The 24,223-nt window shown below is 68.2% G+C and carries 24 protein-coding genes and 1 pseudogene; 17 read left to right on the top strand and 8 right to left on the bottom strand.

The annotated features are described in order from the left end of the window. The 16 genes from VGV13_14290 to VGV13_14215 form a co-directional block, all read left to right on the top strand. The coding region (locus tag VGV13_14290) for a hypothetical protein (GenBank protein HEV8642263.1) at positions 1 to 328 on the top strand (328 nt) is incomplete at its 5' end. Between the two features lie 44 nt (positions 329 to 372). Beyond that, positions 373 to 1,104: a fatty acid desaturase gene (locus tag VGV13_14285; GenBank protein HEV8642262.1), complete on the top strand. Its 732-nt coding sequence runs from the start codon at positions 373 to 375 to the stop codon at positions 1,102 to 1,104. A 24-nt stretch (positions 1,105 to 1,128) separates the two neighbouring features. Further along, the gene (locus VGV13_14280) at positions 1,129 to 2,241 is read left to right on the top strand and encodes a heparan-alpha-glucosaminide N-acetyltransferase domain-containing protein (protein HEV8642261.1); all 1,113 of its coding nucleotides are present in this window, start codon (positions 1,129 to 1,131) and stop codon (positions 2,239 to 2,241) included. Between the two features lie 83 nt (positions 2,242 to 2,324). Further along, positions 2,325 to 3,332 carry an LLM class flavin-dependent oxidoreductase gene (locus VGV13_14275; GenBank protein HEV8642260.1) on the top strand — a complete coding sequence of 336 codons (1,008 nt, stop codon included), beginning with the start codon at positions 2,325 to 2,327 and terminating at the stop codon, positions 3,330 to 3,332. Further along, positions 3,329 to 4,519, top strand: coding sequence for an amidohydrolase family protein (locus tag VGV13_14270; GenBank protein ID HEV8642259.1), 1,191 nt, complete (start codon positions 3,329 to 3,331; stop codon positions 4,517 to 4,519). Before VGV13_14275 ends, VGV13_14270 begins: the two co-directional genes overlap by 4 nt. Beyond that, entirely contained in the window at positions 4,516 to 5,499 is a 984-nt protein-coding gene (locus tag VGV13_14265) for an LLM class flavin-dependent oxidoreductase (GenBank protein ID HEV8642258.1), read from the top strand. The genes VGV13_14270 and VGV13_14265 overlap by 4 nt, the downstream gene beginning before the upstream one ends. An 85-nt stretch (positions 5,500 to 5,584) precedes the next feature. After that, the gene (locus VGV13_14260; protein ID HEV8642257.1) at positions 5,585 to 7,879 is read left to right on the top strand and encodes a xanthine dehydrogenase family protein molybdopterin-binding subunit; all 2,295 of its coding nucleotides are present in this window, start codon (positions 5,585 to 5,587) and stop codon (positions 7,877 to 7,879) included. A 19-nt stretch (positions 7,880 to 7,898) separates the two neighbouring features. Continuing rightward, on the top strand, positions 7,899 to 8,882 hold the full coding sequence (locus VGV13_14255) for an ABC transporter substrate-binding protein (GenBank protein HEV8642256.1): 984 nt from the start codon (positions 7,899 to 7,901) through the stop codon (positions 8,880 to 8,882). A 2-nt stretch (positions 8,883 to 8,884) separates the two neighbouring features. After that, positions 8,885 to 9,097: a hypothetical protein gene (locus VGV13_14250; protein HEV8642255.1), complete on the top strand. Its 213-nt coding sequence runs from the start codon at positions 8,885 to 8,887 to the stop codon at positions 9,095 to 9,097. Then, positions 9,087 to 9,938, top strand: coding sequence for an alpha/beta hydrolase (locus VGV13_14245; protein ID HEV8642254.1), 852 nt, complete (start codon positions 9,087 to 9,089; stop codon positions 9,936 to 9,938). Before VGV13_14250 ends, VGV13_14245 begins: the two co-directional genes overlap by 11 nt. Positions 9,939 to 9,950: 12 nt before the next feature. After that, positions 9,951 to 10,820: an isocitrate lyase/PEP mutase family protein gene (locus VGV13_14240; protein HEV8642253.1), complete on the top strand. Its 870-nt coding sequence runs from the start codon at positions 9,951 to 9,953 to the stop codon at positions 10,818 to 10,820. After that, a complete protein-coding gene (locus VGV13_14235; GenBank protein HEV8642252.1) occupies positions 10,821 to 10,988 on the top strand; it encodes a hypothetical protein in 168 nt (55 codons plus the stop codon). A 63-nt stretch (positions 10,989 to 11,051) separates the two neighbouring features. Beyond that, complete coding sequence (locus VGV13_14230; protein HEV8642251.1) at positions 11,052 to 12,281, top strand: amidohydrolase family protein; 1,230 nt, start codon at positions 11,052 to 11,054, stop codon at positions 12,279 to 12,281. Positions 12,282 to 13,149: 868 nt separating this feature from the next. Beyond that, entirely contained in the window at positions 13,150 to 13,599 is a 450-nt protein-coding gene (locus VGV13_14225; GenBank protein HEV8642250.1) for a hypothetical protein, read from the top strand. A gap of 425 nt (positions 13,600 to 14,024) precedes the next feature. Continuing rightward, on the top strand, positions 14,025 to 14,912 hold the full coding sequence (locus VGV13_14220) for a TauD/TfdA family dioxygenase (protein HEV8642249.1): 888 nt from the start codon (positions 14,025 to 14,027) through the stop codon (positions 14,910 to 14,912). A gap of 53 nt (positions 14,913 to 14,965) precedes the next feature. Continuing rightward, positions 14,966 to 15,679, top strand: coding sequence for a PIG-L deacetylase family protein (locus VGV13_14215; protein ID HEV8642248.1), 714 nt, complete (start codon positions 14,966 to 14,968; stop codon positions 15,677 to 15,679). 149 nt (positions 15,680 to 15,828) lie between these two features. Here the strand turns inward: VGV13_14215 and VGV13_14210 are convergent, their stop codons facing one another. Then, positions 15,829 to 16,668 carry an MBL fold metallo-hydrolase gene (locus VGV13_14210; GenBank protein ID HEV8642247.1) on the bottom strand — a complete coding sequence of 280 codons (840 nt, stop codon included), beginning with the start codon at positions 16,666 to 16,668 and terminating at the stop codon, positions 15,829 to 15,831. Between the two features lie 125 nt (positions 16,669 to 16,793). Between VGV13_14210 and VGV13_14205 the strand changes: the two genes are divergently transcribed. Beyond that, a complete protein-coding gene (locus VGV13_14205) occupies positions 16,794 to 19,055 on the top strand; it encodes a DUF2235 domain-containing protein (GenBank protein HEV8642246.1) in 2,262 nt (753 codons plus the stop codon). 173 nt (positions 19,056 to 19,228) lie between these two features. Here VGV13_14205 and VGV13_14200 read toward each other — a convergent pair whose 3' ends face one another. The 7 genes and pseudogenes from VGV13_14200 to VGV13_14170 form a co-directional block, all read right to left on the bottom strand. Beyond that, positions 19,229 to 19,648, bottom strand: a complete 420-nt coding sequence (locus VGV13_14200; protein HEV8642245.1) for a VOC family protein — start codon at positions 19,646 to 19,648, stop codon at positions 19,229 to 19,231. 12 nt (positions 19,649 to 19,660) lie between these two features. Further along, the gene (locus VGV13_14195) at positions 19,661 to 20,596 is read right to left on the bottom strand and encodes a zinc-binding dehydrogenase (GenBank protein HEV8642244.1); all 936 of its coding nucleotides are present in this window, start codon (positions 20,594 to 20,596) and stop codon (positions 19,661 to 19,663) included. Positions 20,597 to 20,611: 15 nt separating this feature from the next. Continuing rightward, on the bottom strand, positions 20,612 to 21,445 hold the full coding sequence (locus VGV13_14190) for an isocitrate lyase/phosphoenolpyruvate mutase family protein (GenBank protein HEV8642243.1): 834 nt from the start codon (positions 21,443 to 21,445) through the stop codon (positions 20,612 to 20,614). Positions 21,446 to 21,484: 39 nt separating this feature from the next. Beyond that, positions 21,485 to 21,928 (bottom strand): alpha/beta fold hydrolase, encoded by a 444-nt coding sequence (locus VGV13_14185; protein HEV8642242.1) that lies wholly within the window; start codon positions 21,926 to 21,928, stop codon positions 21,485 to 21,487. A gap of 9 nt (positions 21,929 to 21,937) precedes the next feature. Next, positions 21,938 to 23,176, bottom strand: a complete 1,239-nt coding sequence (locus VGV13_14180; protein HEV8642241.1) for an amidohydrolase/deacetylase family metallohydrolase — start codon at positions 23,174 to 23,176, stop codon at positions 21,938 to 21,940. After that, entirely contained in the window at positions 23,173 to 23,838 is a 666-nt protein-coding gene (locus VGV13_14175; GenBank protein ID HEV8642240.1) for a hypothetical protein, read from the bottom strand. The genes VGV13_14180 and VGV13_14175 overlap by 4 nt, the downstream gene beginning before the upstream one ends. A gap of 38 nt (positions 23,839 to 23,876) precedes the next feature. Next, positions 23,877 to 24,218 (bottom strand): annotated as a pseudogene (locus VGV13_14170) (FKBP-type peptidyl-prolyl cis-trans isomerase). Positions 24,219 to 24,223 lie beyond the last annotated feature (5 nt).

Below are 24,223 nucleotides of genomic sequence, written 5' to 3'. Positions count from 1 at the left end.
GAAGCTCACCGGGACGCTCAAGCTGAAGAACACGTCGGCCAATCAGACCGTCCGTCTGGTCGCAGGGAAGATCCAGTACATCGATGCCCAGGGGCAGCCCATCAAGCTGGAGGCGGCGCGGACCGAACCGACCCTCAGGTTTCCCACGTACGGTAACGAGCGCCTCGACCCCGGGCAGGATGCGACCCAGTCCCTGGACGTGGAGTTCCCTGCCGACGCCCTGAAGGCGAAGAAGCTGAAGGAAATCCGCCTCGAGCTCGCGTATATCCCGTCGCCGTATCGGGAGGAGGCGGTCAACTTCACCGTGTCGATCAGCGCGGGCAAGTAATGAGGTCGCCGCGCCGGAGGTGATTGTGAAGGAAGGAGGATGCCTTGTCATTTCACATTTGGATCGTGCCGCTTGTCGCAGTAGCGATCACCCAGGTGGCGGTGATCGCGACGTCTATCTATTTGCATCGGGCCCTCGCCCATCGGGCGCTGCTCGTACACCCCCTCGCGGATGTGTTCTTCCGGATTCTGCTGTGGCTCACCACGGGACAGCGCCGCCGGGAGTGGGTCGCTGTCCATCGCAAACATCACACGTTCACCGACCGGGAGGGTGATCCCCACAGCCCGCGGCTGCTCGGCGTCTGGCGGGTCCAGCTCTTGAACGTCTACTACTACGTGCGCGAAGGGCGGAACCCGGAGACGATCGAGAAGTTTGCGCCTGACATTCCGGAAGACCGACTGGATCGTGCCGTCTTTTCATGGGGCGTGGTCGGTCTCGGTCTCGGCACTGCACTGCTATGCCTCGTCCTCGGCATCGGGGCCGGCCTCCTCGCCGGACTGGCGCACGCGTTGCTCTACGTCTTTGTCTTGGCCCCGCTGATCAACGCCCTTGGCCACTGGCGCGGGACGCAGAACTTCCAGAACACGGCGTATAACTGGCGCGTCCTGGCCTGGGTCACGGGCGGCGAGAGCCTTCACAACAATCATCACGCGCACCCGCGCGCGCCGAAGTTCAGCATGGGGCGTTTCGAGTTCGATCCCTCGTGGCTGGTGATCCGCGCGTTCGCGGCGGTCAAGCTGCTGGTGATCATCGGGCCGTCGGGTCGGGGCTCGTGAACAGGAAGAGTACGTGATGACGCGATGCCGCCCCGACCGAGGCCGCAGCGGCTCCTCTCCCTCGATGCGTTCCGTGGCCTCACGGTGGCGGCGATGGTCCTCGTCAACAATCCCGGCACCTGGCGCGCTGTCCATCCGCCGCTTCGTCACGCGGCGTGGCACGGCTGGACCCTGACCGACGTAATCTTCCCCTTTTTTCTGTTCATTGTCGGCGTGGCGGTGCCCCTGGCCCTCGGACCGAGGGAAGAGGAGTCGGGAGGCCGGTGGGTGATGGGCAGGGTGCTGTGGCGATCCGTCGTGATCTTCGGCCTCGGGATCGTGCTCAACGGTTTCCCGGGGTTTCATTGGGCGACGTTGCGGATCCCGGGCGTGCTTCAGCGGATTGCCGTGTGCTACCTCGTGGCAGCGGTGCTCTTCCTGGCGACGAGCTGGAGAGTGAACGCCCTCATCGCCTCGACACTCCTGCTTGGCTACTGGGTCGTGACGAGCGTCGTCCCGGTTCCCGGCTACGGCGCGGGCGACCTGAGCAAGGAAGGAAACCTGGCGGCCTACCTCGATCGAACCCTCCTCGGACCCCACCTCTGGCAGGCCACAGGGGTCTATGACCCGGAGGGGATGCTGAGCACCGCGCCGGCCCTGGCCACGGTGCTCTTCGGTGTCCTGACCGGGTACTGGCTTCGCAGTGGGCGGACGCCGCGCGCAATCGCCGCCGGTCTCGCCCTGGCCGGGTTCGTCGGCCTCGGCCTCGGGCAGCTCTGGGGCCAGTGGTTCCCGGTGAACAAGGCCCTGTGGACGAGCTCCTACGCGCTGCTGATGGTGGGCCTGGCGCTGCTTGCCCTGGCCGCCTGTTACTGGCTCATCGAGGTCCAGGGCTACCGGCGATGGGCGGTCCCTTTCGTCGTCCTCGGCGTGAACGCCCTGGCCCTCTACTTCCTGTCGAGCTTGGTGGCCAGTCTCTTCATACTCATTCGGGTAGGGCTGGATGGCCCCAGCCTTCAGGCGTGGCTCTTCGACCGTGTCTTCGCGCCCTGGGCCATGCCCGTCAACGCGTCGCTCGCGTACGCTCTCGCCTATGTCCTCGTCTGGTGGGGGGCGATGTGGGTGCTGTACCGGCGTGATATTCGCCTTCGCGTCTGAGTCCCCGGAGACCCCGAGCGGCGCCGGTCTGACGTGATTGACTCTCGCGGCCCGCAGTAGTATACAGCCGCCTACGGAACGCGATGCGCATCGGCTTCCATCTCACGCCGTTCTGGAGTCCGACCGACCGCCCTCCGACCCAGATCATCGACGAGGTGATCGAGGTCGTGGGCGCGGCGTCCCGGCTGGGCTACGCCTGGGTCTCGATCGGTCACCACCTCCTGTCCCATCCCACGGTCTGGCCGCAGCCCTTCCCGACGCTGGCCCGGCTGGCGCCGGAGACGGGCCGGATGCGGCTCAAGACCTCGATGCTGCTGCTGCCGCTCGTGGCCGCGGTCGACGCCGCCGAAAACATCGCGACGCTCGACCACATCACCCACGGCCGCCTGGATGTCGGCGTCTCCATCGGCTACCGCGAGAAGGAGCTCGAGACCGTCGGGCTTTCACGCGGTGACCGCGTGCCCAAGCTCGAGGAGTCCCTGGCGCTGATGAAGCGGCTCTGGGCGGGCGAGGAGGTGACGTTCCAGGGCCGTTACACGCGGGTGACCGCGGGGCGGATGGGCTTCAGGCCCTACCAGCAGCCCCACCCACCGCTCGAAATGGGGGCCCAGAGCGTCGGCGCCACCCGCAGGGCGGCGCGCTTGACCGACGGAGTCCTCTTCGGCCCCCAGATGGCCTGGGACGCGGTGGCCAAGCTCGCGGTCGTGTTCAGCGAAGCGCGCCAGGAAGCGGGCCAGACGCCGGGGACGGTCGGCGCCTCGCGGGCCCTCATCGTCGGCGCCAGCCGCGAGGCGGCCGCGGCGGCGGCGCGGCCCTACCTCGAGAAGACGTTCGCGATGTACCGGGCCTGGGAGATGCAAGAGTCGACGATGATGGAGCTCCAGCTCAGCTTCGACGTGCCGCTCGAGAGCTGGACGGTCTGCGGCTCGCCGGCCGACTGCGTCGAAACCATCGCGCGGGCCCGGGCGACAGGGCTCGACCACATCGGGTTCACGATCTACAGCCTGCCGCGCGAGACCAAGGCGCGCATCGAGTACCTCCAGATGATCGCGGAAGAGATCCTGCGCCCGGCCGGCGCCCTGGCGACGTGAGCCCCGCCGCCCCGAGCTGCCTCATCCGCAACATCGGCGCCCTCGCGACGGGGGACTGTGCGCGGCCCCTCCGCCGCGCCGACTCTATCTATCTCGAGGGCGGCCTGATCCGCGAGATCGGCTCGGGCATCACCCGCGCGGCCGACATCGCCATCGATGCTCATGGGATCACCGCGGTGCCGGGGCTGATCGACTCGCACTCGCATCCGACGTTCGGCGACTTCACGCCGGCCCAGAACGCGCTCGGCTGGATCACCCACTACATGCACGGCGGCGTGACGGCGTTGATCTCCGCCGGCGAGCTGCATCTGCCGGGTCTGCCCACGCCCCCCGACGCCCGCACCGCGATGGCGCTCGCCCACCTCGCCAAGCGCTGCTGGGACAATCTGCGCCCCTCCGGCGTGAGGGTCTACGCCGGCACCCTCCTGCTCGTGCCCGGCCTCACCGAGAGCGACTTCGTCGATCTTCAAGCGGTGGGGATCCGGCTGGTCAAGTTCATCTTCTACGACTACGGCCTGCTGCCCAACGGCGAGGCCGAGCGCTACGTGGCGTGGGCGCGCAAGCGCGGGATCAAGGTCAAGATCCATTCCGGCGGCGTCTCGCGCTCGGGCGTGAGCCAGGTCGCCGGCATCGACATCGTGAAGCGGTTGAAACCCGACATCATCGGCCACGCCACCGGCGGGCCGATCCCGATGCCCGAGAAGGAGGTCGAGCGTCTCGTGGCCGAGACCGAATGCGCGCTGGAGATCTGCAGCTCCGGCAATCCACGCATGGTTCTGACGCTCGTGCGGGTGGCAGGCGCCAGCGGCGCCTTCGATCGCGTACTCATCGGAACCGACACCCCCGGCGGCACCGGCGTGCTGCCGCGGGGTATGCTCCGCGAGATCGCCTATGTCTCTTCCGTGGCCGGGGTGCCGCCCGAGACTGCCATCGCCATGGCCACCGGCAACGTCGCCCGGGCCCACGGCCTGCCTCAGGGGATCCTGGAGGAAGGTCGGCCCGCCGACATCGTGCTGCTCGATCGGATCAAGGGCTCGGTCGCCAGCGACGCGCTCGATTCGTTCGGCAAGGGCGACCTGCCGGGCATCTCCGCCGTGCTGATCGATGGCCACCTGAGGGTCGCCGGTCGCAGCGAGCAGACGCCGCCGCCGGAGCGTCCGGTGACGATCACGGGAGGCCGCGTGTGAGCCGCCTCTCGTTCGGCGTCGGCCTCTTTCCGACCGATCCGCTGCCGACCATGGTCCACCTCGCGAAGGTCTCCGAGACGCTCGGCTTCAGCCACGTCTGGGTCGGCGATTCGCACCTGATCTGGCGTGAGGCCTACGTGAACCTCGCCGCCGCCGCGCTCAGCACGTCGAGGGTCGTGCTCGGCACCGGCGTGACCAACGTCCTCACCCGCGATCCGTCCGTCGTCGCCAGCGCGTTCGCGACGCTCCAGGAGGCGTACCCCGGCCGGCTGATCCTGGGCCTCGGGCTCGGCGACAGCGCGGTCGAGACGATGGGCAGGAAGCAGGCGCGCCTCGCCGATTTCGAGCTGGCCGTCCGCCGGATGCGGGAGCTGATGGCCGGCCAGGACGTCCGCATCGACACGGGGACGATCCGGCTCAAGCACGGCCCTCGCGAGCGCGTCCCGATCTACTTGGCGGCGAGCGGGCCGAAGATGCTCGAGCTGGCCGGGCGGATCGCCGACGGGGTGATCGTCCTCGTCGGCGTCGATCCGCCCAGGGTGCGACAGGCGATCGAGACGATCGGCGCCGGGGCGCGGGCCGCCGGGCGCGCGCTCGACGACATCGACCTCGTGCTCTGGGTCCCCTGCGCGGTGGCCGATGCCGGCGCGCGGGAGGTGGTGAAGGCCCACGTGGCCCGCGTGGTCGTGCATCCGTTGCCCTACACGCTCGCCCCGGACGAGCAGAAGGTCGTCGACGAGATCCGGCGCGCCTACAACTACTATCAGCACATGGATCCCGGGGCGAGCCAGGCGATGGTCGTCCCCGACTGGCTCGTCGACAAGTTCGCGGTGGCGGGAACGCCGGCGGAAATTCACGCCGGGGTGGAGCGTCTCCGCGAGAGCGGCATCAGGCAGATCGCGATCATCCCCTACGGCGCCGGCGGCGGGGATCGCGAGGCGACGCTTCGCCGCTTCGCCTCGGCGGTGATGGGGGCGTGAGCGCTCCCGTGTCAAGCCAAGAGTCGCGCGCGCTTCCTCAAGCGCCGGCTTCGCCGGCGCAACCCGTTGGGGCCCCCTCCGACTTATGAGCGATTCCGGCCGCGTCGAGGGCCGCTCACTGATCGGCCGGTCGCTCGAGCGCCAGGACGCGCGGGACAAGGTCACCGGCCGCACGCGCTACACCGTCGATCTCAGGATCCCCGGGATGGTCGAGGGCAAGGTGCTCCGGAGTCCGTATCCTCACGCGCGGATCCTGGGAATCGACACCAGGCAGGCCGAGCGGCTCCCCGGCGTGATCGCGGTCATCACGGGCGCCGACCTCACCGACATCGATCCCTACTTCGGCCAGGCGGTGAGGGACCAGCCGCTGCTGGCCATCGAGCGCGTCCGCTTCGCGGGGGAGCCCGTCGCCGCGGTGGCGGCGGTCGATGCGCTGACCGCCGAAGAAGCGGCGCGGCGCATCGTCGTGGACTACGAGCCCCTGCCGGTGGTGCGGAACGTCGCCGAAGCGCTGGCAGCCGGCGCCCCCCAGCTCCACGTGGATCGGCCGCGCTCGACGCTCTTCCCCGACGTCCAGGACATCAAGCCCGACGTCACGCGCAACATCTGCCACCACTTCAACTATCGCCGCGGGGACCCTGACGACGCGTTTCGCCAGGCGGATTTCGTCTTCGACGATACGTTCACGTTGCCGAGCGTCCACCACTTTCCCCTCGAGCCGCTCGGCGCGATCGCCCACCACCAGGGGAGCGACCTGACGGTCTGGACGGGCACGCAGTACCCGTTCGCGATGCGGCAGTCGCTGGCGGAGATGTTCGGTTTGCCGCAAAGCCGCGTGAGGATCATCGTCCCCTACGTGGGCGGCGCGTTCGGGAGCCGGGAGCTGATCCCGGCGGCGCCGATCGCCGCCGCGCTCTCGCGGAAGGCCGGCGGGCCCGTGCGGGTCGTCTTCTCGTCGGAGGACACGGCGCGGACGGTGGTGAGGAACGGCGGCCGCGTGAGGATCCAGACCGCGGTGGGGAAGGACGGCACCATCGTGGGCCGCCGCGCGGAGATCCACCTCGACACCGGCGCCTACACCGACCAGGGCTCGCGCGTCTCGAAGAAGGCCGGCTACCGGATCATCGGCCCCTATCGCATTTCCCACGTCGAGGTGAACTCCTACGCGGTGTTCACCAACACGGTCTCGGCCGGCTCCTATCGCGGTTTCGGCACCCCGGAGGTCTGCTGGGCCTACGAGTCGCAGATGGACATCATCGCCGCGAAGGTCGGTATGGACCCGTTCGCACTGCGGATGAAAAATCTGCTCAAGCGCGATGAGGAGTATGCGCCGGGTGATCGGCCGATCGACAGCGATATGGATCAGGCGCTGGACATCCTCGCCAAGGAGGTCGGATGGCGCGAGGCGCGCGCGCCGGGTGAGGGCGTGGGCCTGGCCTGCGCGATCAAGGACGGCGGGGGGACGCGGACGTCGTCCACGGCGATCGTGAGGCTCCATCAGGACGGGAGCGCCACCGTGCTCGCCAGCTCGGCCGAGATCGGCCAGGGCGTGCAGAGCGTGCTCGGCCAGATCGCCGCCGCCGAGCTCGGGATCGACCCGTCCCGCGTGATCGTCACCGCGCCCGACACCGGCGTCACGCCCTTCGACCAGCGCACCAACGCCAGCCGCGCGACGTCGCTGCTGGGCCACGCCGTGCAGGAGGCGGCTCAGCGCGTGGCCGACCAGGTCCGGGCCATCGCCTCCGAGGCGCTCGACGTGAGCCCCGCCCAGTGCCGGCTCGAGGGCGGAGGCGTCAGCGCGGGCGGCCGGCGGCTCGGATTCGGTGAGGTCATCCAGCGCTTCTTCCGCGACGCGGGCGGGGAGCTGATCGGTCACGGCTATCAGCGCCCGGCCACCGGGCTCAACGCGCTCGGCGCGACCGCCAGCTTCTGGGAGATCGGGCTCGGGGCGGCGCGGGTGTCGGTCGACCGCGAGACGGGGGCCATCGCGGTCCATCGCTATGTCTCGCTCTCCGACCCGGGACGCGCCATCAACCCGGCCGGCGTCGAGGGGCAGGACCTCGGCGGCGCCATGCAGGGCCTCGGCCCCGCGCTCTTCGAGGGGCTGGTCTACGACGACGGCCAGCTCGTGAACGGCAACATGATCGACTACCGGCTCCCGCTCTTTTCGGATCTGCCGGAGGCGTTCGATGCGGTGATCGTGGAGGGCGGGGGAGGCCCGGGCCCTCACGGCGCCAAGGGCGTCGCCGAGGGCAGCATCATCCCGGTCGCGCCGGCCATCGCCAACGCCCTCTTCGCCGCCACCGGCGCCCGCGTGAAGGATCTCCCGCTCACCCCCGAGCGCGTCTGGCGCGCGCTCCGCGACGCCGGCGCGGCGTAGCCCAAATGAGGAGGGGTCCATGAAGAACGTGTGCGCGGCGGCGCTGGTGCTCATCGCGGCCTTGCTCGGAAGCGGCGTGGCGTCGGCCCAGGCGCTCAAGATCAAGGTGGGCCGCACCACGGGCGCCAGCGGCTTCCACATCCCGACCTACGTGGCCATGGACCGCGGGCTCTTCAAGGCCGAGGGGCTCGACGCGGAGTTCGTGAGCATGACGGGCGGCGAGATCGTCCGGGCCACCATCGCCAAGGAGATCGACTTCGCCCCGATCCCGGGCGGCAGCACCGAGGCGATGCTCAAAGGGGCTCCCCTCGTCTTCGTGGTGGGTGAGTCGCTGGTGTCCCAGTGGACGCTCACCACGACGGCCGACATCCGGAAGGTCGAGGATCTGCGGGGCAAGACCCTGGGATTAGGCCGTCCCGGGTCGGCGGACTACAGCGAGCTGGTCGTCGTCCTCAGCAAGTTCTTCAAGATGGAGGCCGGGAAGGACTACAAGGTCATCAACTTCCGCGGCGAGCCGGAGCGGATCGCCGCGATCATTGCCGGCTCGATCCAGGGCGCGGGACTCTCGTTCCCCCACGCGGCTCGGGCCGAGGCCGAGGGCCTCAAGATCCTGGTGCGGGCGGGGGACCACCTGCCGCGGCTGGGCGGCACCATCAGCACCCACCGGGACAACGTCCGCGACCGGCGCGACGTCATGAAGCGCTTCATCCGGGCCGTGGCCAGGGCTGCCGACTACATCCGCACCGAGAGGGTGGGGACCGTGGAGATCATCCAGAAGTACTTCCAGATCCAGGACGCGCGCGTCGCCGAGAACCTCTACAACCAGCTGCAGGACAAGTTCGCGCCGCAGATCCCCAAGGATCTTTTCCGGCAGCTCTTCGACTCGGTCGCCACGCCCGAGCTCGGCTGGCCCAAGGACAAGCCGTTGCCCGACGTCGAGCAGTTCGTGGCCCGCGACCTCCTGCAGGAGGTGCTGCGGGAGATGGGCAAGCCCCTGAACTAGGGATGAGCTTCTTGACCAGCGCGCCCATCCGCCTGACCTACGCCGGCGGCCTGTACGACCGCACCGCGCCCCTGGCCACGGGCGAAGTGCGTCCGGAAGGCATCGAGCTGAACTACATCCCCGTGGTGCCCCCGGAGGCGTTCTGGCGCCAGGGTTCCTCCAGGACATCAAGCCTTAGCAAGGGAGCTCGGGAAGGAGGACAGCATGACTCATGAGATCCACATCGAAGACGTCGAATATGTCCGCCACGGGGACACGCCCCTGCTGGCTCGTCTCTTCAAGCCGCGGGGCACCGGGCCGTTCCCGCTCATCGTCGAGGTGCATGGCGGCGCGTGGTGCCGGAAGGACCGTCTGGACGACACCCCACTCAACGAACCACTGGCGAAAAGCGGCGTGGTGGTGGCGGCGCTGGATTTCCGCATGCCGCCCGAGGCGCCGTACCCGGCCTCGCTGGTGGACATCAATTACGCGATCCGCTGGCTCAAGACCCGGGCCGCGGAGCTGGGCACTCGCCCCGACCGGATGGGGCTCATGGGCACCTCGAGCGGCGCCCACCAGGCCATGCTGGCCGCGATGAGGCCGCGCGATCCGCGATACTCGGTGGTTCCGCTGCCCGCTGGCGCGGCGGCTGTCGATGCCAGCGTGCGCTGCGCCGTCCTGTGCTGGCCGGTCATCGATCCGCTGGCGCGCTATCGTTATGCCAAGAAGCTCCGCGAGGGCGGCAAACCGTACCCGGATGTCATAGACCGCGTCCTGCCGGATCACGACCAATACTGGCAGACCGAAGAGGCGATGGCCGAGGGCAACCCGGTGCTCGCCCTCGAGCGCGGCGAGCGGGTCGAGCTGCCCCCCGTGCTGTACATCCAAGCCACCCGCGACGTCGCGCATCCCCGCGCCGACCTCGACCGCTTCCTCGCCTATTACCGCAAGGCGGGAGGCCAGCTCGAGCTGGAGCTGTACGAGGCGGAGGGCGAAGGGTTCGCCAAGAAGGATTCGCCTACCGCGGAGCAGGCGAGGAAGCGGATCATCGAGTTCGTCCACAAGCAGCTCGGGTGAGCAGGGACGCTCATGGCGCTCACCGCTCTGATGCAGGGGCCGCTGCCCGTGACCGCGCCGCTGGTCCTGAATCCGCTGATGGCCAGGATGGCCGAGGCCGCCGGCTTCTCGGCCGGCTATCTCGGCGGCGGCGCGACGGGCTACCAGAAGGTCTCGCTCGAGGCCAATCTGAACCTGACCGAGATGTGCCAGGCGGCCATCGAGATCCACGCCGTCTCGTCGCTCCCGCTCATTCTCGACGGCGCCTGCGGCTACGGCGACCCGATGCACATGCACCGGACGATCGGCATGAGCGAGGCGGCCGGCTTCGCGGCGATCGAGATCGAGGACCAGCTCGTGCCGAAGCGGGCACATCATCACATCGGGATTGAGCACATGATCCCCATGGAGCTGATGGCGGCCAAGGTCAAGGAGGCCGTGGCGGCCCGCCGCCGCCACGACTTTGTCATCATCGCGCGCACCAATGCGATGCGGGCCAGCACCCTGGACGACGCTCTCCGCCGCGGCGAAGCCTACCGAAAGGCCGGGGCCGACGTCTTGCTCCTCTCGATGGCCCACAAGCCGGAGCAGCTGCGCGCCATCGCCGAGCGGCTCGGCGGGCCGCTGATGTATCTCACGTCACGCGGCGGACTGGCCGGCCTGGGCATGACGCTTCGGGATCTCGGCGGCCTCGGTTATAAGATCGTCGCCGACCCGCAGACGCCGTTGCTGGCGGCGTATGCGGCATGGAAGAAGGTCTACCAGGACCTCGCCGACGGGTTCGGCGCCCAGCACACGACGAAGCCGGAGTGGGGCCCGATCGAAAGAGACATGCTGGCCACGATCGAGCTCGAGAAGCTGCTGGCGGTCGAGCGCGCGACCGTGGAGAAGCCGACGACATGAATGCGAGCGCCCTGGCCGGCGGCCGTGGGTAATCACGAGCGGCTGCTCATCGCCGAGGACGATCCGCCGCTCCGGCTCGTCGGGCTGGCGCTCGGTGCCCCGCTCGATGCGCGGATGCGGACTGACCGAGGAGGCCTGCGCTTGACTCCCCGGCCCAGCCCGATATAGTTCCGGCCAACCCCCACCCGAGGGGCGACCGACAACCGCCGTCACCGCTGCCAGGAGGATGCCATGAAAGACGGCCTCCGGTTCGTCGACTCCGACATGCACATCATGGAACCGCCCGACCTCTTCGAGCGCTATCTGGACCCGACATTCAAGGACCGCGTCAGCGTGCCGGTGGGAGCCGACGGCCACCCGACCCGGGGCTGGGCCGCCGGCTTGGTCGTCGTGGACGGGGTGCCCATCTCGGACGCCGACCTGCAGCAGTACCGGAAGCGGCACCGTTCCGGCCCCACGCAGAGCAGTCAGCCGCTCTCGGGATCACGGATCTTCGACACGGGCCGGCTGGACTTTGCCATCGAGCGCGACTACAACCCCGAAGCCCAGGTGATGGGCATGGAGATGGAAGGGGTCGACATCGCGGTGCTCTACCCCACCAACGGCCTCGCCCTCCTCGGCCGCAACAACATGGACCCCCGGCTCTCGCTGGCCCTCTGCCAGGCTTACAACAACTGGATCCACGACTTCTGCCAGTACAGCCCCGATCGCCTGAAGTTCGTGGCGATGCTGCCCGTGCACGACGCTCACCTGGCCTGTCGGGAGCTGGTGAGGTGCGTGAGGGAGCTCGGCGCCGTCGGGTCGTTCATCCGGCCGAATCTGGTGAACGGCCGCTACTGGCACTCGAACTACTGGGAGCCTCTCTACCGCCTGCACGAAGAGCTGAACGTGACCTGGGGATTCCACGAGGGCGTGAGCGCCGTGTACTCCCGCATGATCGAGCTGTACGGCGAGAACCGGTTCTATCGCCACGTGGCCAGCCACTGGATCGAGATGCAGCAGGCGCTCATCGCCATGATCATCGGCGGCGTGTTCGAGTTCCACCCCAAGCTCCGGGTGGGATTCCTCGAAGCCCAGAACTCCTGGGTACCCGGTATCCTGACCCGCATCGAGTGGGACTACCCCCAGTACCGGGACTCCCACGCTCCCTATCTCAGCCTCACCCCGCGGGAGTACTTCCGGCGCAACTGCTGGGCCGCGGTCGAGGGCAGCGAGCCCGAGATCGAAGCCACGGCCGGGCTGATCGGCGCCGATCGGATGTGCGTCTCCACGGACTACCCGCACTTCGACTCCAACTTCCCCCACGTGGCGGAGAACTTGTTGAAGAACGTCCCGCGCCAGGTCGCGGCCCAGATCCTGATGGGGGGCGCCCATCTCTACGGCTTCACGGAGGCTGACTTTCAGAAGGCCGCCGCCGCCGCGGCGGCCGGGAGGCCGAGCGCCGTGCCCTCTGGAGGGTGAGGCGGCGGTTCGCTACCGCGTTGGTGTTCGCTGGATGTAGATCACGGCACCGCGAACGTCCTCGGAATATTGCTTCGCGACGTCGCCGATACCGTCCGCGATCGTCTTGACCTCGTCTCCAGGGAAGCTGGACGGAATCAGCATAATGCCGGCGTGCTCGGTATTCGTGGCGACCGCTTCGTGAGCAAGAGCGAGGAAATCGACTCTCCGGTGGCATACGCGAGCTGAGCTCGGTCATCCGGCCGATAGATTCTCGTCGAGGTAGACCTTCACCGAGCGGTGACGAAGCGTACCAGCCCGGGATACTGCTTCTCGATCGTTTCGGGTGTCAGGGCAGCGTTCGCGTCGATCTGGCGCTGAATCTCCTCGGGATATCGCCTGTAGTACATGAGCGCCGCCGTAAGCTGGGCTTGCGACAACTGAGCCCACATTTTCGTTTTGAGAGGCGAACGGACCAGACCATAATCGCTTAACACCTGCAAGAAACGCGGCTCTCGGCGGCTCCTCGCTGACGCGGAGGGCACCACCCAGTGGGTGACGCGACATCTTCGAGAGGACAGGACTCCGCAGGAGGGGGTGTCTCACGAAGCATCCAAGTAAGGTGCCGAAGGGCCAACCGGTTCCCGCCACCACCGTGGCGATAAAGCTTCAACGTCCTATCGGTTCGCCGGGGTCGTCCGGGATGCCAATCAGAACCGGGGAAACGTCACCGCGGCTAGATCGGCCAGGACGTGTCACACGAAGCGGCCGCGTGCGGTAATAAAAAGATTGACTTGCCGGGAACGGGACGTAGATTGGGAGACTCCGGGGGGGGGGGTCGAGGCGTGTTCTACCCTCCCCGTAACGAAGCGTTGCGCAGGAGGAGAGCATGAAAAGACTCGCTGTTGCCTCGGTCGTGTCGTTTGCTTCGAGCCTGTTTCTGGTGTCGGGGACCAGCGCCGCCGATATCGACCTGCTTCGGGACTGCTACATGGGCACGGCCCACAGCCTCGTGATCCCGACCATCGAATCGACGGGGATCGAGTTCAGGGTGACCGCCAAGAGCGGGGACCGCTTCGAAGCCGAGCTCGAGAAGATCGGCGGTCACGCCGGAAAGGACATCATCCTCGTCGGTTCCGGCTCGGTCGGCAAGAATGGTCATGTCAGTTTCAACGGCGTCGACAATGTGGATGACAATCTCCACATGACCATCTCCGCTCAGTTGAGCATCCTCGGCGGCTTCATGAACGGAGAGATTCACGTGAATGGCGAGTTCTCGGATGGGTTCGTCGTCGACGGAGAGAGAGCGTTCTTCCAGGTCAGCGGCGAGTGTCATTAGTCCGCGTTGGGGGGGAAGGGGGCCGTCCCCTTCCCCCCTCTGCATCGTCAGCACCCTCCTCCCGGTGTCCCTGTCCCAACTGACAGCCAGTCACCTGCCCCGGCGTCGGCCGGCTCTACCGTTGACGTTCGTGTACTCGATCACCTGCTGGAGCCTGTGAGGCGTCAGTTCCGCCAGGAACGCAGATCGCTCGGCGGCAACGGTCTGAAACCACCCCCGCAGACTGGCCGGCGTGGGAAAGTCCGGTAAATATTTGTAAGCGGAGCCGGCTCAGGCCGCACCCCCCTGCGGCAGGCTGATCACGACCCGACAGCCGCGCTCGCGTCCATCGACCCGCGATCCCGGCTGAGGCGACCTGCGTCGTACTCGCTTGGGATCCCAACCGCGCTTGACTCTCTGCCCCGGATCGCCCTAGGCTCATTGCCATGACACTGACATTCCGTAAGCTTCACCCGCACTTCGTGGCCGAGGTGGGCCCGGTCGATCTACGTCAGGTCTACGATCGCGAGACGCTGGCCCGGATCCGGGCGGGGATGGACGAATACGCCATTCTCGTCTTCCGCGATCAGCCGTTCACCGACGCGGAACAGCTCGCGTTCGCGCAGCGTCTCGACGGCCAGCTGCACGCGAGGACGGGGAGCGCCGTCCTCGGGAAGAGCCGCCTGGGCAACGAAGCCCTCTCCGACATCTCGAACGTCGACGAGCACGGCGAACTTCTGAAGGCCGACGATCGGCGGCGCATGTACGGGCTCGGGAATCGGCTGTGGCACACCGATGCGTCGTTCCAGGATCCGCCGGGACGGTACTCGATGCTCTCGGCGAGGATCGTCCCTCCGGTCGCAGCGGACACGGAGTTCGCCGACATGCGCGCCGCCTACGACGCGCTGCCCGCTCCGATCAAGGCGCAGCTCGAGGGGCTCCACGTCCACCACTCGATCGCGTACTCGCGCCAGACGCTGGGCTTCGAGTTCTCCGAAGACGAGCAAGAGAAGTTGAAAGGCGCGGTGCATCCGCTCGTCCGCACGATCCCGCGCTCCGGCCGCCGGTCGCTCTACGTCGCCTCGCACGCGTCGAGGATCATCGACTGGCCGGTCCCCGAGGGGCGGCTCCTCTTGCGAGATCTGATCGAGCACGCGACCCAGCCGGAGTTCGTCTACCGCCATGCGTGGCGCGTCGGAGACCTCGTGATCTGGGACAACCGGGCCACGATGCATCGCGCGCGGCCGTTCGAGGACGCGACGTATCGCCGCGAGCTCCGTCGCGTGACGACCCTCGATATCGCGGAGCCCGCGCCCGTCGCGAGCGGCTCCTAACCCGCCCAGCGTCCGACCGGTTCTCGAGGATCGCCATCCCGAAGCTCGAGCTCGTGACCGACATCCCCGACAAGGCGATGGTGATCTTCGCCCACCCCGACGACGCCGAGATCGCATCCGGAGGCGTCGTGGCCAGGTGGGTGGCTGCGGGCTGCGAGGTCACGTACGTCCTCTGCACCAACGGCGACGCCGGCACCGCCGACCAGTCGCTGACACCGGCCCAGCTCGCGAAGAAGCGGGCGGACGAGCAACGCGCCGCCGCCGACTTCATGGGCGTGACGCACGTCGTCATGCTCGGCTATCCCGACGGCGGGCTCGAAGACACCCGGGAGTTCCTCGGAGACGTCGTGCGGGCCATCAGAAAATACCGGCCGCACACCGTCTTCGTCCACGACCCCTACCGGATCAAGGGATTCCAGCATCGCGACCACCGCAAGGCGGGCATCGTGACGACGGACGCCGTCTATCCATATGCCCGCGACCATCTGCACTTCGCCGAGCAGATCACGAGGGACGGCCTCCAGCCTTACCGGGTCCGGGAGCTCTGGTACTGGGGCATGGACGAGCCGAACGTCATCGTCGATGTCACCGACTCGATCGACCGGCAGATCGCGGCCCTCGTCCGCCACGAGAGCCAGATGCCCGGCTTCAACGTGCCGGCCGGGGAGACGATCGGCCAGCGGCTGAAGCACCACGCGGCCGAGCTGGCGACGGGCTACGGCTTCCAATACGGCGCGGTGTTCAGGCGCCTGATCGCTCGGCGGTGAGGCCGCGCCCCCAGAGACCTGTCGGAGCAGTTGCCGTTCGAGCGCCGGCTTCGCCGGCGCAATCCGCTGGGGAGGTTCGGAGGGGGCCGCGAGGCCCTCTCCGACTGTGGATCTCGGAGGCGGTCGTAACGTCCGCCCCCTCCGATGTTCTAGAGTCCCTGCCAGTAACGGCGCCCCTGCAGGCGCACGATCTTCCCGAACCCGGGTGCCATGAAGTGTCCGGCCGCCACGAGGATCTCTTCGCGCTCCAGACGGTCCAGCAGGGCTCGTCGTGTCCGGCGGGTCAGCTCCGGATCCATATCGGCGCGCGAGACCCAGTCAGGCTCGTGCACCTGCACCGGGCTGTGCGCCGCGTCGCCGAGCACGAGCGCGCGCTCTCCTCTTGAGGTGATCAGGATACTCATGTGCCCTGGCGTGTGGCCGGGCGTCGGCATCGCGGTCAACTCACGCGTCAGGCTGTGCTCGCCCTGCATCAGCTCGACCAGGCCGAGCTCGGCCAGCGGCCAGACACAGGTGGGGGCGTTGGGAAAGCGGGCCGGCTGAACCTCGGGTTGGTGGCACACCTCCCAGTCTTTGGCGCTCATCCAGTAGCGGGCCTTCGGAAAGGTCGGCACGTACTTCTTCCCTTGGGCCCGGAGGTTCCAGCCGACATGGTCACGGTGCAGGTGCGTCATCACCACCATGTCTATTTCTTCCGGGCGCACGCCATTGGCCCGGAAGTCGTGCAGGAGCTGGCCCCAGGGGACGTCGGGCGTATCGGCGGGCCTGGGACCGAGCCCCGTATCGACGAGGATCGTGCGCCCGTCGGACCGTATCAGGTAAGAGCCGAGATTGAAGCGGACCTTGTGTTCTTCCGTGAGATGGGACTCGTACGGCTGCCACTCGTCGTCCGGAATGGTCGGGAAGAAGTTGCAGAGATCGAATTCGAGCATGCCGTCCGACAACGCCATGATTTCCACGTTGCCGACGCGGATGATGTGACTCGCCATGATGACCTCCGAGGCCTGGCGGTAGCCGCCGACAAGCCGAGTGGATGATCGCACGCTAGGCCGGGTCCAAGGAATGGGATAGTATGCGTCTCCGCGATTCGGGGATCCGTCCAGGGGAGGCCACGATGACGGCAAAAGGGGCCATCCACGGTAAAAAGATCAAGCGGATCGTCGTGCTGTCCGACGGCACGGGTAACAGTGCCGCCAAGGTGTGGCGCACCAACGTCTGGCGGCTGTACCAGGCGCTCGACCTCTCGAACGGCCGGCAGGTCGCGCTGTACGACGATGGCGTGGGCAGCTCGACCTTCAAGCCCCTCGCCATGCTCGGCGGCGCCTTCGGCTGGGGCCTCAAGCGCAACGTCCTCGACCTCTACCGCTTCGTGTGCCGGAACTGGCAGGACGACGCGGAGCTCTACGGCTTCGGCTTCAGCCGCGGCGCCTTCACCATCCGGGTGCTGATGGGCCTCGTCGCCAACGAAGGGTTGGTGCCCGTAGAGTCCGAGGCCCAGCTCCACCGTGACGCGGCTGCGGCCTACCGAAGCTATCGCCGGCGATATACCACGGCGCTCGGCCTGCTCGTCCGCTCCCTGCGCGCCCTCCGCGACCCCGTCATCGACGGGTGGAACCGTCTCCTGCGCCACTCCGCGTACGAGCCGGCGAAGAACCGCCAAGTGCCCGTTATCAAATTCCTGGGCCTGTGGGACTCCGTGGCCGCCTACGGTCTCCCCATCGAGGAGATGACCCGCGGAGTGAGCCTGTGGCTGTGGCCGCTCTCCCTGCCCGACCGCAAGCTTCACGGCAAGGTGGAGCGCGCGCGTCACGCCCTCGCCCTCGACGACGAGCGGACGACCTTTCACCCGGTGCTGTGGACGGAGCGGGGCGAGAAGGTGGTCTCCAACATCGGTAACGAGAGGATCAGCCAGGTGTGGTTCGCCGGCGTGCACTCCAACGTCGGTGGCGGCTATCCCGACGACGGCCTCGCTCACGTGTCCCTGCACTGGATGATGGGCGAGGCCAGGGCATGCGGGCTGGAGTTCAAGAAGGACAGGGAGGCGATCGAGGCGGTGCGGCTGGCGTCAGACGAGGATGGACGCCTGTACGACTCGCGGTACGGACTGGCGGCGTACTACCGCTATTGCCCCCGCAAGCTCGCGGACCTCACCCGCGACAAGTTCTCGAGCGAGCGCAACGACGAGGTGACCATCGACCTCCCGAAGATCCACGAGAGCGTCTTCCATCGGCTGAGGAGGGGCGCGCGCGGCTACGCCCCCGTCGGGCTTCCCGACCGTTACGCGGTGGTCACGGCCGGGGGCGACATCCTCCAGGGCAAGGCCAATCCGTACGAGACCAGCGATGAGGCGGTGAGCCGGGCCCACTTGCAGGAGCGAATCTGGAACCTCGTGTGGTGCCGCCGCCTCGCGTACTTTGCGTCCGTGGCCGCGTCGGCGTACCTGGCGCTGTTTCCCTGGATTCACACGAGTCACCCGCCCCGGGCGAGCGCCTGGAGCTTCCTCGCCGGACCCATCCGCGCCGCCGCCGCCGTGCTGCCCGAGGCCGTGGAGGACTGGGTGGAGACGTTCGCCGCCAACCCCGGGTGGTTCGCGGTGTGGGCGGTCATCGTCGTCGCTCTGATGGTGGCGGGGCGTCGCCTCGAATACCGGATCAGCGACCGGATGCGGAGCCTCTGGCAGGCCAGGACCACGGCGGGCGCGTGGCCCGATGACTGGATCTACCGCCTTCGCACGCACCCCCTGTACCGCCGGCTCTTCCGCACGTGGAAGCGCCACGTGCTGCCGACGTTCTTCGCGGCGGTCATCGTCTTCGCGCTGTTCGCCGGCCTCAGCCGGGTGGCGTTCGCGACTACAAGCTCGCTGGGATTCGTGTGCACGGGCACCGGGACAGCGGCGGTGGCGACGGGCCCCATCCTCAGGGACGGGTTCCGGACGGACGCGTTCTGCTGGGCGAGCGGCGTACGCCTCGAGGCGGGAAGGCGTTACCGCATCAAGATCGAGCCGCTCGTGCCGTGGAAGGACGGCGCGATCGCCGTCCCGCCCGAGCTCACGGGCTTCGGACTCGAGGCGATGACGGCGCCGATGTACCTCGGCCTGCCGTTCCGGCGCTGGATGGGAGAGTCCTGGTTCCGGCCCATCGCGCGCATCGGCTCTCAGGGGAACGACGACTACGCGCTGACTCCGGTCGACACCGGCCCCGGCCCGGCCACGACGCGGGGCCTGGTGAGCCAGATCGGGGCGCGGACGTCCGGCGAGTTGTTCCTCTTCGTCAACGACGCGGTGATCGAGTTACCGGGGCTGCGGACCGTCTTCTACCGCAACAATGCCGGGACGGCCCGCGTGACCGTGGAACCGCTGGCCAGGGGCCCCCGCTAGAGCCGGGCCGGCGTGGATCCGGAGCGGGTTCTCGAGGCCCAGGCGCCTGATCGCGCGGAGGTAGAGATGGCGGTCGAGTTCGGCGTCCTGCTTCCCACTCGCGAGGCGGTCATGTCCGGCCGTCTGAATACCTCTGCTCTTAGCAGCAGCCTCCGGCCATCGTTCGCGGCGGCTCAGCAGCAACCGCCGGAGATGCCCGTCCTCCGGGGCTCGACCAGCTCGACGCGGACATCGTCGGGCGCGCGCAGGAAGGCGATGCGGGGGCCGTTGGGCACCTGGATCGGCCCCTCCAGCAGGCGGGCGCCGAGGGCCTCGAGCCGCGCGATGTCCGCTTCGATATCCTGCGAGTCGAAGCCGAAGTGCTCGAGCCCATGATGGGCGCTCGCGTCGCCGGGGCCGAGCGTCTCGCCCGTGCGCGCCCCCGAGATGTTCACCATCATGCCGCCGTCCTCGCTCTGGCAGCGGACGAAGCGGTCGCCGAAGACGCGGACGTCATCGCTGACGATCTTGAAGCCGAACGCCCTCGAGTACCACTCGGCCGTCTTCCTCGGGTCCGGGGCCTTGAGATGGACGTGGTTGATGCGATAGGCCATGACGCGCTCCTTTCAGTCGAGTATCAGCACGGCCTTGCCGGGGAAGCGCCGGGCCATGAGGTCGTCCGCGACCTGGCCGATCTCCTTCCACGGCCGCTCCAGGCTGATGGGGGGCGCCAGCTGCCCCGCCGCCACGAGGTCGGCGAGCCGCCGGAGGCCTACCGACGCCGGCTCGCTCCCGAGGTCCTTGAAGAGATAGAAGCCGTACAGCGTCGTCCGGCCGGCGAAGAAGAACTGCCGCGCGTCGAACGTGACCTCGGCGGCGGCGGAGACACCGAACGTGACGCACACGCCGCCGCGCTCGAGGGCGGCCAGGGCCGTGCCGAGCGTGCGTCCGCCCACGGACTCGAGGACGAGATCGTACTTGGGTGAGGGCGGAATGTCGTCGCCCACGACCACCTGGTGGGCGCCCCGCTGCCGCAGCGCGGGCGCCTGGTCGGCGCGTCGGGCACTCCCCGTCACGCGAGCGCCGGCCAGCCGCGCGAGCTGCACCGCGAAGTCGCCGACACCGCCCGTCGCGCCGGTGACGAGCACGCGGCGCCCGAGGAGCAGCCCGCCCTTCGCGAGCGCGTGGAGCGCGGTGAGGCCGGCCACGGGAAAGGTCGCGGCCTGGGAGAACGTCACCTTATCGGGCAGCTCGGCCAGCGCGTGCGTGGGCACCGCCACCCGCTGCGCCCACGCCCCTTCGGGCAGGAGCCCGACCACTCGCGCCCCGCCGCGGGGGCCCGAGCCATCGGCGGCAGCACGCTCGACCTCGCCGGCCAGGTCCCAGCCGGGACGCCAGCCGGCGGCGGCCATGCCCGAGCGCCGCACCTCACCGCGGTTGAGCGAGATCGCTCGCACGCGCACCACGGCCTCCCCACGGTCGGGGACGGGCTCCGCCACCGGACGGATGACGAGACGGCCCGGCACTTCCGGATCGACGACGACGGCGCGATTGTCGCTCACACGCACCTCCGAGTCTCACTCCCATCGTTTGAAGATTGCTTTGAGCTCCCGGCTGGGGATGGTGTCGCGCATCCACGTGAACCCGCCCTTGTCCTTCATTTCGCGCGCGCCCTTGAGAAACGCCGCGAGCGCAAGCCGCGACAGCGCCCCCCCGACACTGATGCGCTTGACGCCGGCTTCGGCCAGCTGCTCGGCCGTAATCGACGGATCGGCGGCACTCATCACGACGTTGATCGGCTTGGTCACGGCGGCGACGACGGTGCGGATCGTGGCGAGGTCTTTCAGCCCTGGCGCGTACAAGACGTCCGCCCCGGCCTTCTCGAACGCCTGCAGCCGTCGGATGGTGTCATCGAGCTCGGGGCGGCCGTGCAGGAAATTTTCGGCCCTCGCCGTCAGCATGAACGGGACGGCAAGCGACCGCGCCGTCTCGACCGCGGCCTGCACCCGCTCGACCGCAAGCTGGAAGTCATAGATCGGCCTCGTCGAGTCACCCGTCGTGTCCTCGATCGAGCCGCCCACGACGCCGGCGTTCGCCGCCAGCCGGATCATTTCGGCCGCGGCCCGGGGCTCATGGGCATAGCAGTTCTCCAAATCGGCATTGACGGGCAGGTCCGTCGCGCCTGCAATCATTCGGCAATTCTCGAGCACCTCGCTCCGGCTCACAGCGTTGGTCCCATCGGGGCGCCCGAGGCTGTTCGCGAAACCCAGACTCGTCGTCGCCAGGGCCTCGAAGCCCAGCGAAGCGAGAAGCCTGGCGGTGCCCGCGTCCCACGGATTTGGAATGATGAAAGCGCCCGGACGCTCGTGCAGTGCCCGAAACGCTGCGGCCTTCTCTGCTTGCGTACGCATGTGGAACCTCCCTAAGGGCTCTATGCTAACGGAGAGCCGTCAGCAGCGCGTCCACGACCGCGCCGGGCTTCTCGCGCGGCATCTGTTCTGGACGTTGTAGCCGTTGCAGCTCACGAGGGCGCGGACACGCTCGGGAGCGAGGATGGCGGCGATGCACGCGGCTCGGCCTCCCCAGTCGTAGCCGGCCAGACCGGCGGTGGCCAAGCCCAGCGAGTTCATGAAATCGAGCACGTCCTGGCCAATCGCGGCCTGCTGCGCCATCCGCGGCTCCGCAGCATCGAGGAAGCGGGTCGGCCCATACCCGCGCAGATACGGGACCAACACCCGATAACCGGCCGCCGCCAGCGGCGGCACGACGTCGTCCCACGCGCGCACGTCGTCCGGGAAGCCGTGCAGCAAGACGATGGGGAGGCCGTCGCTGGGACCGTCGGCTTCGTAGCCGATCTCGAGCGTGGCGGTGCGTACCATGAGCGCTTTAGGCATGGCCGTGTCTTAGCAGCACCCTCCTGCCACCACTTTGGCCGGCGCGCGATCGGGCCACCAGCCCCACGGGCGCGGGCCGAAGTCGGGAGTGAAGACCTTGCCCCGCTTCACCGTCAGGTGAGGGGCCAGCGCGCGATCGACGCGCAGGCCCGAGCGGAGGATGTCGTAGACCACCCAGTCCCCCTCCTGCATTTCCAGCACCGAGATGTCGGCCTGACGTCCCACCGCGAGGCTTCCCAGCCGCTTCTCGGCGCCGATGGCCTTGGCCGGGTTGGCGGTGGACATCGTCACCACCTGCGGCAGCGTGAAGCCGAGACCGAGGAAGCGCGTCATCATTTCGGTCATGCTGTGCACGGTGGTGAGGCGCCCGGGCACGGTGAGGTCGGTGCTGATGCAGTGCGGGAGCAGCCCCTGGTCGATGATGCGGCGGCCGACGTCGAAGCTGAAGTTCATCCGGCCGTGCGCGGTGTCGAACCACACGCCCCGGTCGGCGGCCTCGCGCGCTTCCGGCACCAGCTTCCCATTGCCGTCGAGGACGCCGCCGGGGTTGGGCGTGAAATAATGGGTGAGGATGTCGCCGGGCTCGAGCAGCGCCAGCAGGGGGTGGATCACCTTCGGGTCGTAGCGCTTCTCGGTGTCGCCGATGTGGACCATGAGCTTGATGCCGCACTCGCGCGCGGCGCGCTTGGCCAGCCGCGGCATCTCCATGCCCATGATCTCGAGCGCCGGTGAGACCATGCGAGCCTTGATCCCGACGATGAGCCCCTGGTGCTGGCGGGCGACCCGCAGCGTGTCGTCGAGGTTCACGCTGCTCTCCGCGATGATGTCGGGGATCGTCGCCAGCCCGGTCTGGCAGATGTGGAGGAACGGCACGATCTCGGTCTGGCAGTGCGGGATGATGTGCCGGGGGAAGCCGCCGAAGGTGGCCGCCCCGGCGCTCCCGGCGTCGACGATGGTGGTCACGCCGGCGTAGACGCCGCCCAGGTCGGGATTCACGCCGGTCCGGTTGATGCCCTCGAAGACGTGGGCGTGGACGTCGATCAGCCCCGGGGTGACGAGCTTCCCGCCGACCTCGATCACCCGCGCTGCCTCGGCGGGCGCGATTGCCGGCGCGATGCGCGCGATCACCCCGTTCTGAACCGCGACGTCGAGGACACCGTCGAGGCCGCTCGACGGGTCCAGGACCGTTCCCCCCTTCAGCACGAGATCGTACATTCCTGGCCGCCCGAGATCGTGAAGCGCCTTCACAGCTGAAACGTCATGACGTAGATGCCGGGAGAGCCTGTAGCGTGGCGCATGTGTGCTCGCATGCCGGCCGACACCGGCGAGGCGTTCTGCTGCTCTTTCCACGCGGCGCTCTCCGACACCTTGGGGTGCTCGAACTCGTAGAGGGTGAGATACGTGGGCGTGCCGGTCATGGCGCGGTAGCGCCGGCCACGAATCACGCCGGGGACCTTCTCGTAGTTGGGCACGTAGATGGTGTTGTACCAGGTGTTGAATTCCTTATCGACCTCGGGCGGCACGTCCATGCGCCCGATCTGCAGCGCGGGCGCCATCTCGCTCTGAGCCGCCGCCGGCGTCAATGTCGTCGGATGGATCATCGTATAGACGTTCCGGATGTAGGTTGTGCCGATGACCCCTGGGCCGTAGCGCTTGGTCCCTTCAGTGGGATGGGCCTGGACGCGCTTGTACGCCTCGCTCTCCAGCACCGCGGGGCTTTCCAGCTCATAGTAGGCGAGATGCTTCGGTCCACCTTTCACCGCTTCGTAGCGGGCCCCGCCGAGAAACCCAGGTATCGAAAGTCGCTCGGCGAGATGCTCCTTGTTGTACCAGCGATTGAATTCCTCTTCCTTCTCCGCCGGGACGTCGGCCCAGACCATCAACAGCCCCGTGCCCTTCTTCTTCGTCATGTGGCGCTCCTTGTCATGAGGGGAGGGTGAACCCCGCCCTATGCGTTGTTGATGCCGACCAGCTCCACTTCGAACATGAGCGTGGCCCCCGGGGGGATCACGCCGCCGGCGCCGAGGTCACCGTAGCCCAGGTGCGCGGGGACGATGAGCTTGCGCTTGCCGCCCACGCGCATCGAGCCGACGCCTTCGTCCCAGCCCTTGATCACCCGGCCGCGGCCGATCGGAAACACGATAGGTTCGCCGCGGTCGTGAGAGGAGTCGAACTTCTGGCCGCTCTTGAGCCAGCCGGTATAGTGCACGCTCACGGAGTCGCCGGTCTGGGGTTGCGGGCCCGTGCCCTCGACGAGGTCGACGTACCCGAGTCCGGTGGCGGTTTCGACGATCT

This window comes from Candidatus Methylomirabilota bacterium, assembly GCA_036001065.1.
GTDB lineage: Bacteria > Methylomirabilota > Methylomirabilia > Rokubacteriales > CSP1-6 > MNEF01.
Note: the sequence above shows the minus strand (reverse complement) of the source record. Positions and strands in the feature narration are given on the sequence as shown.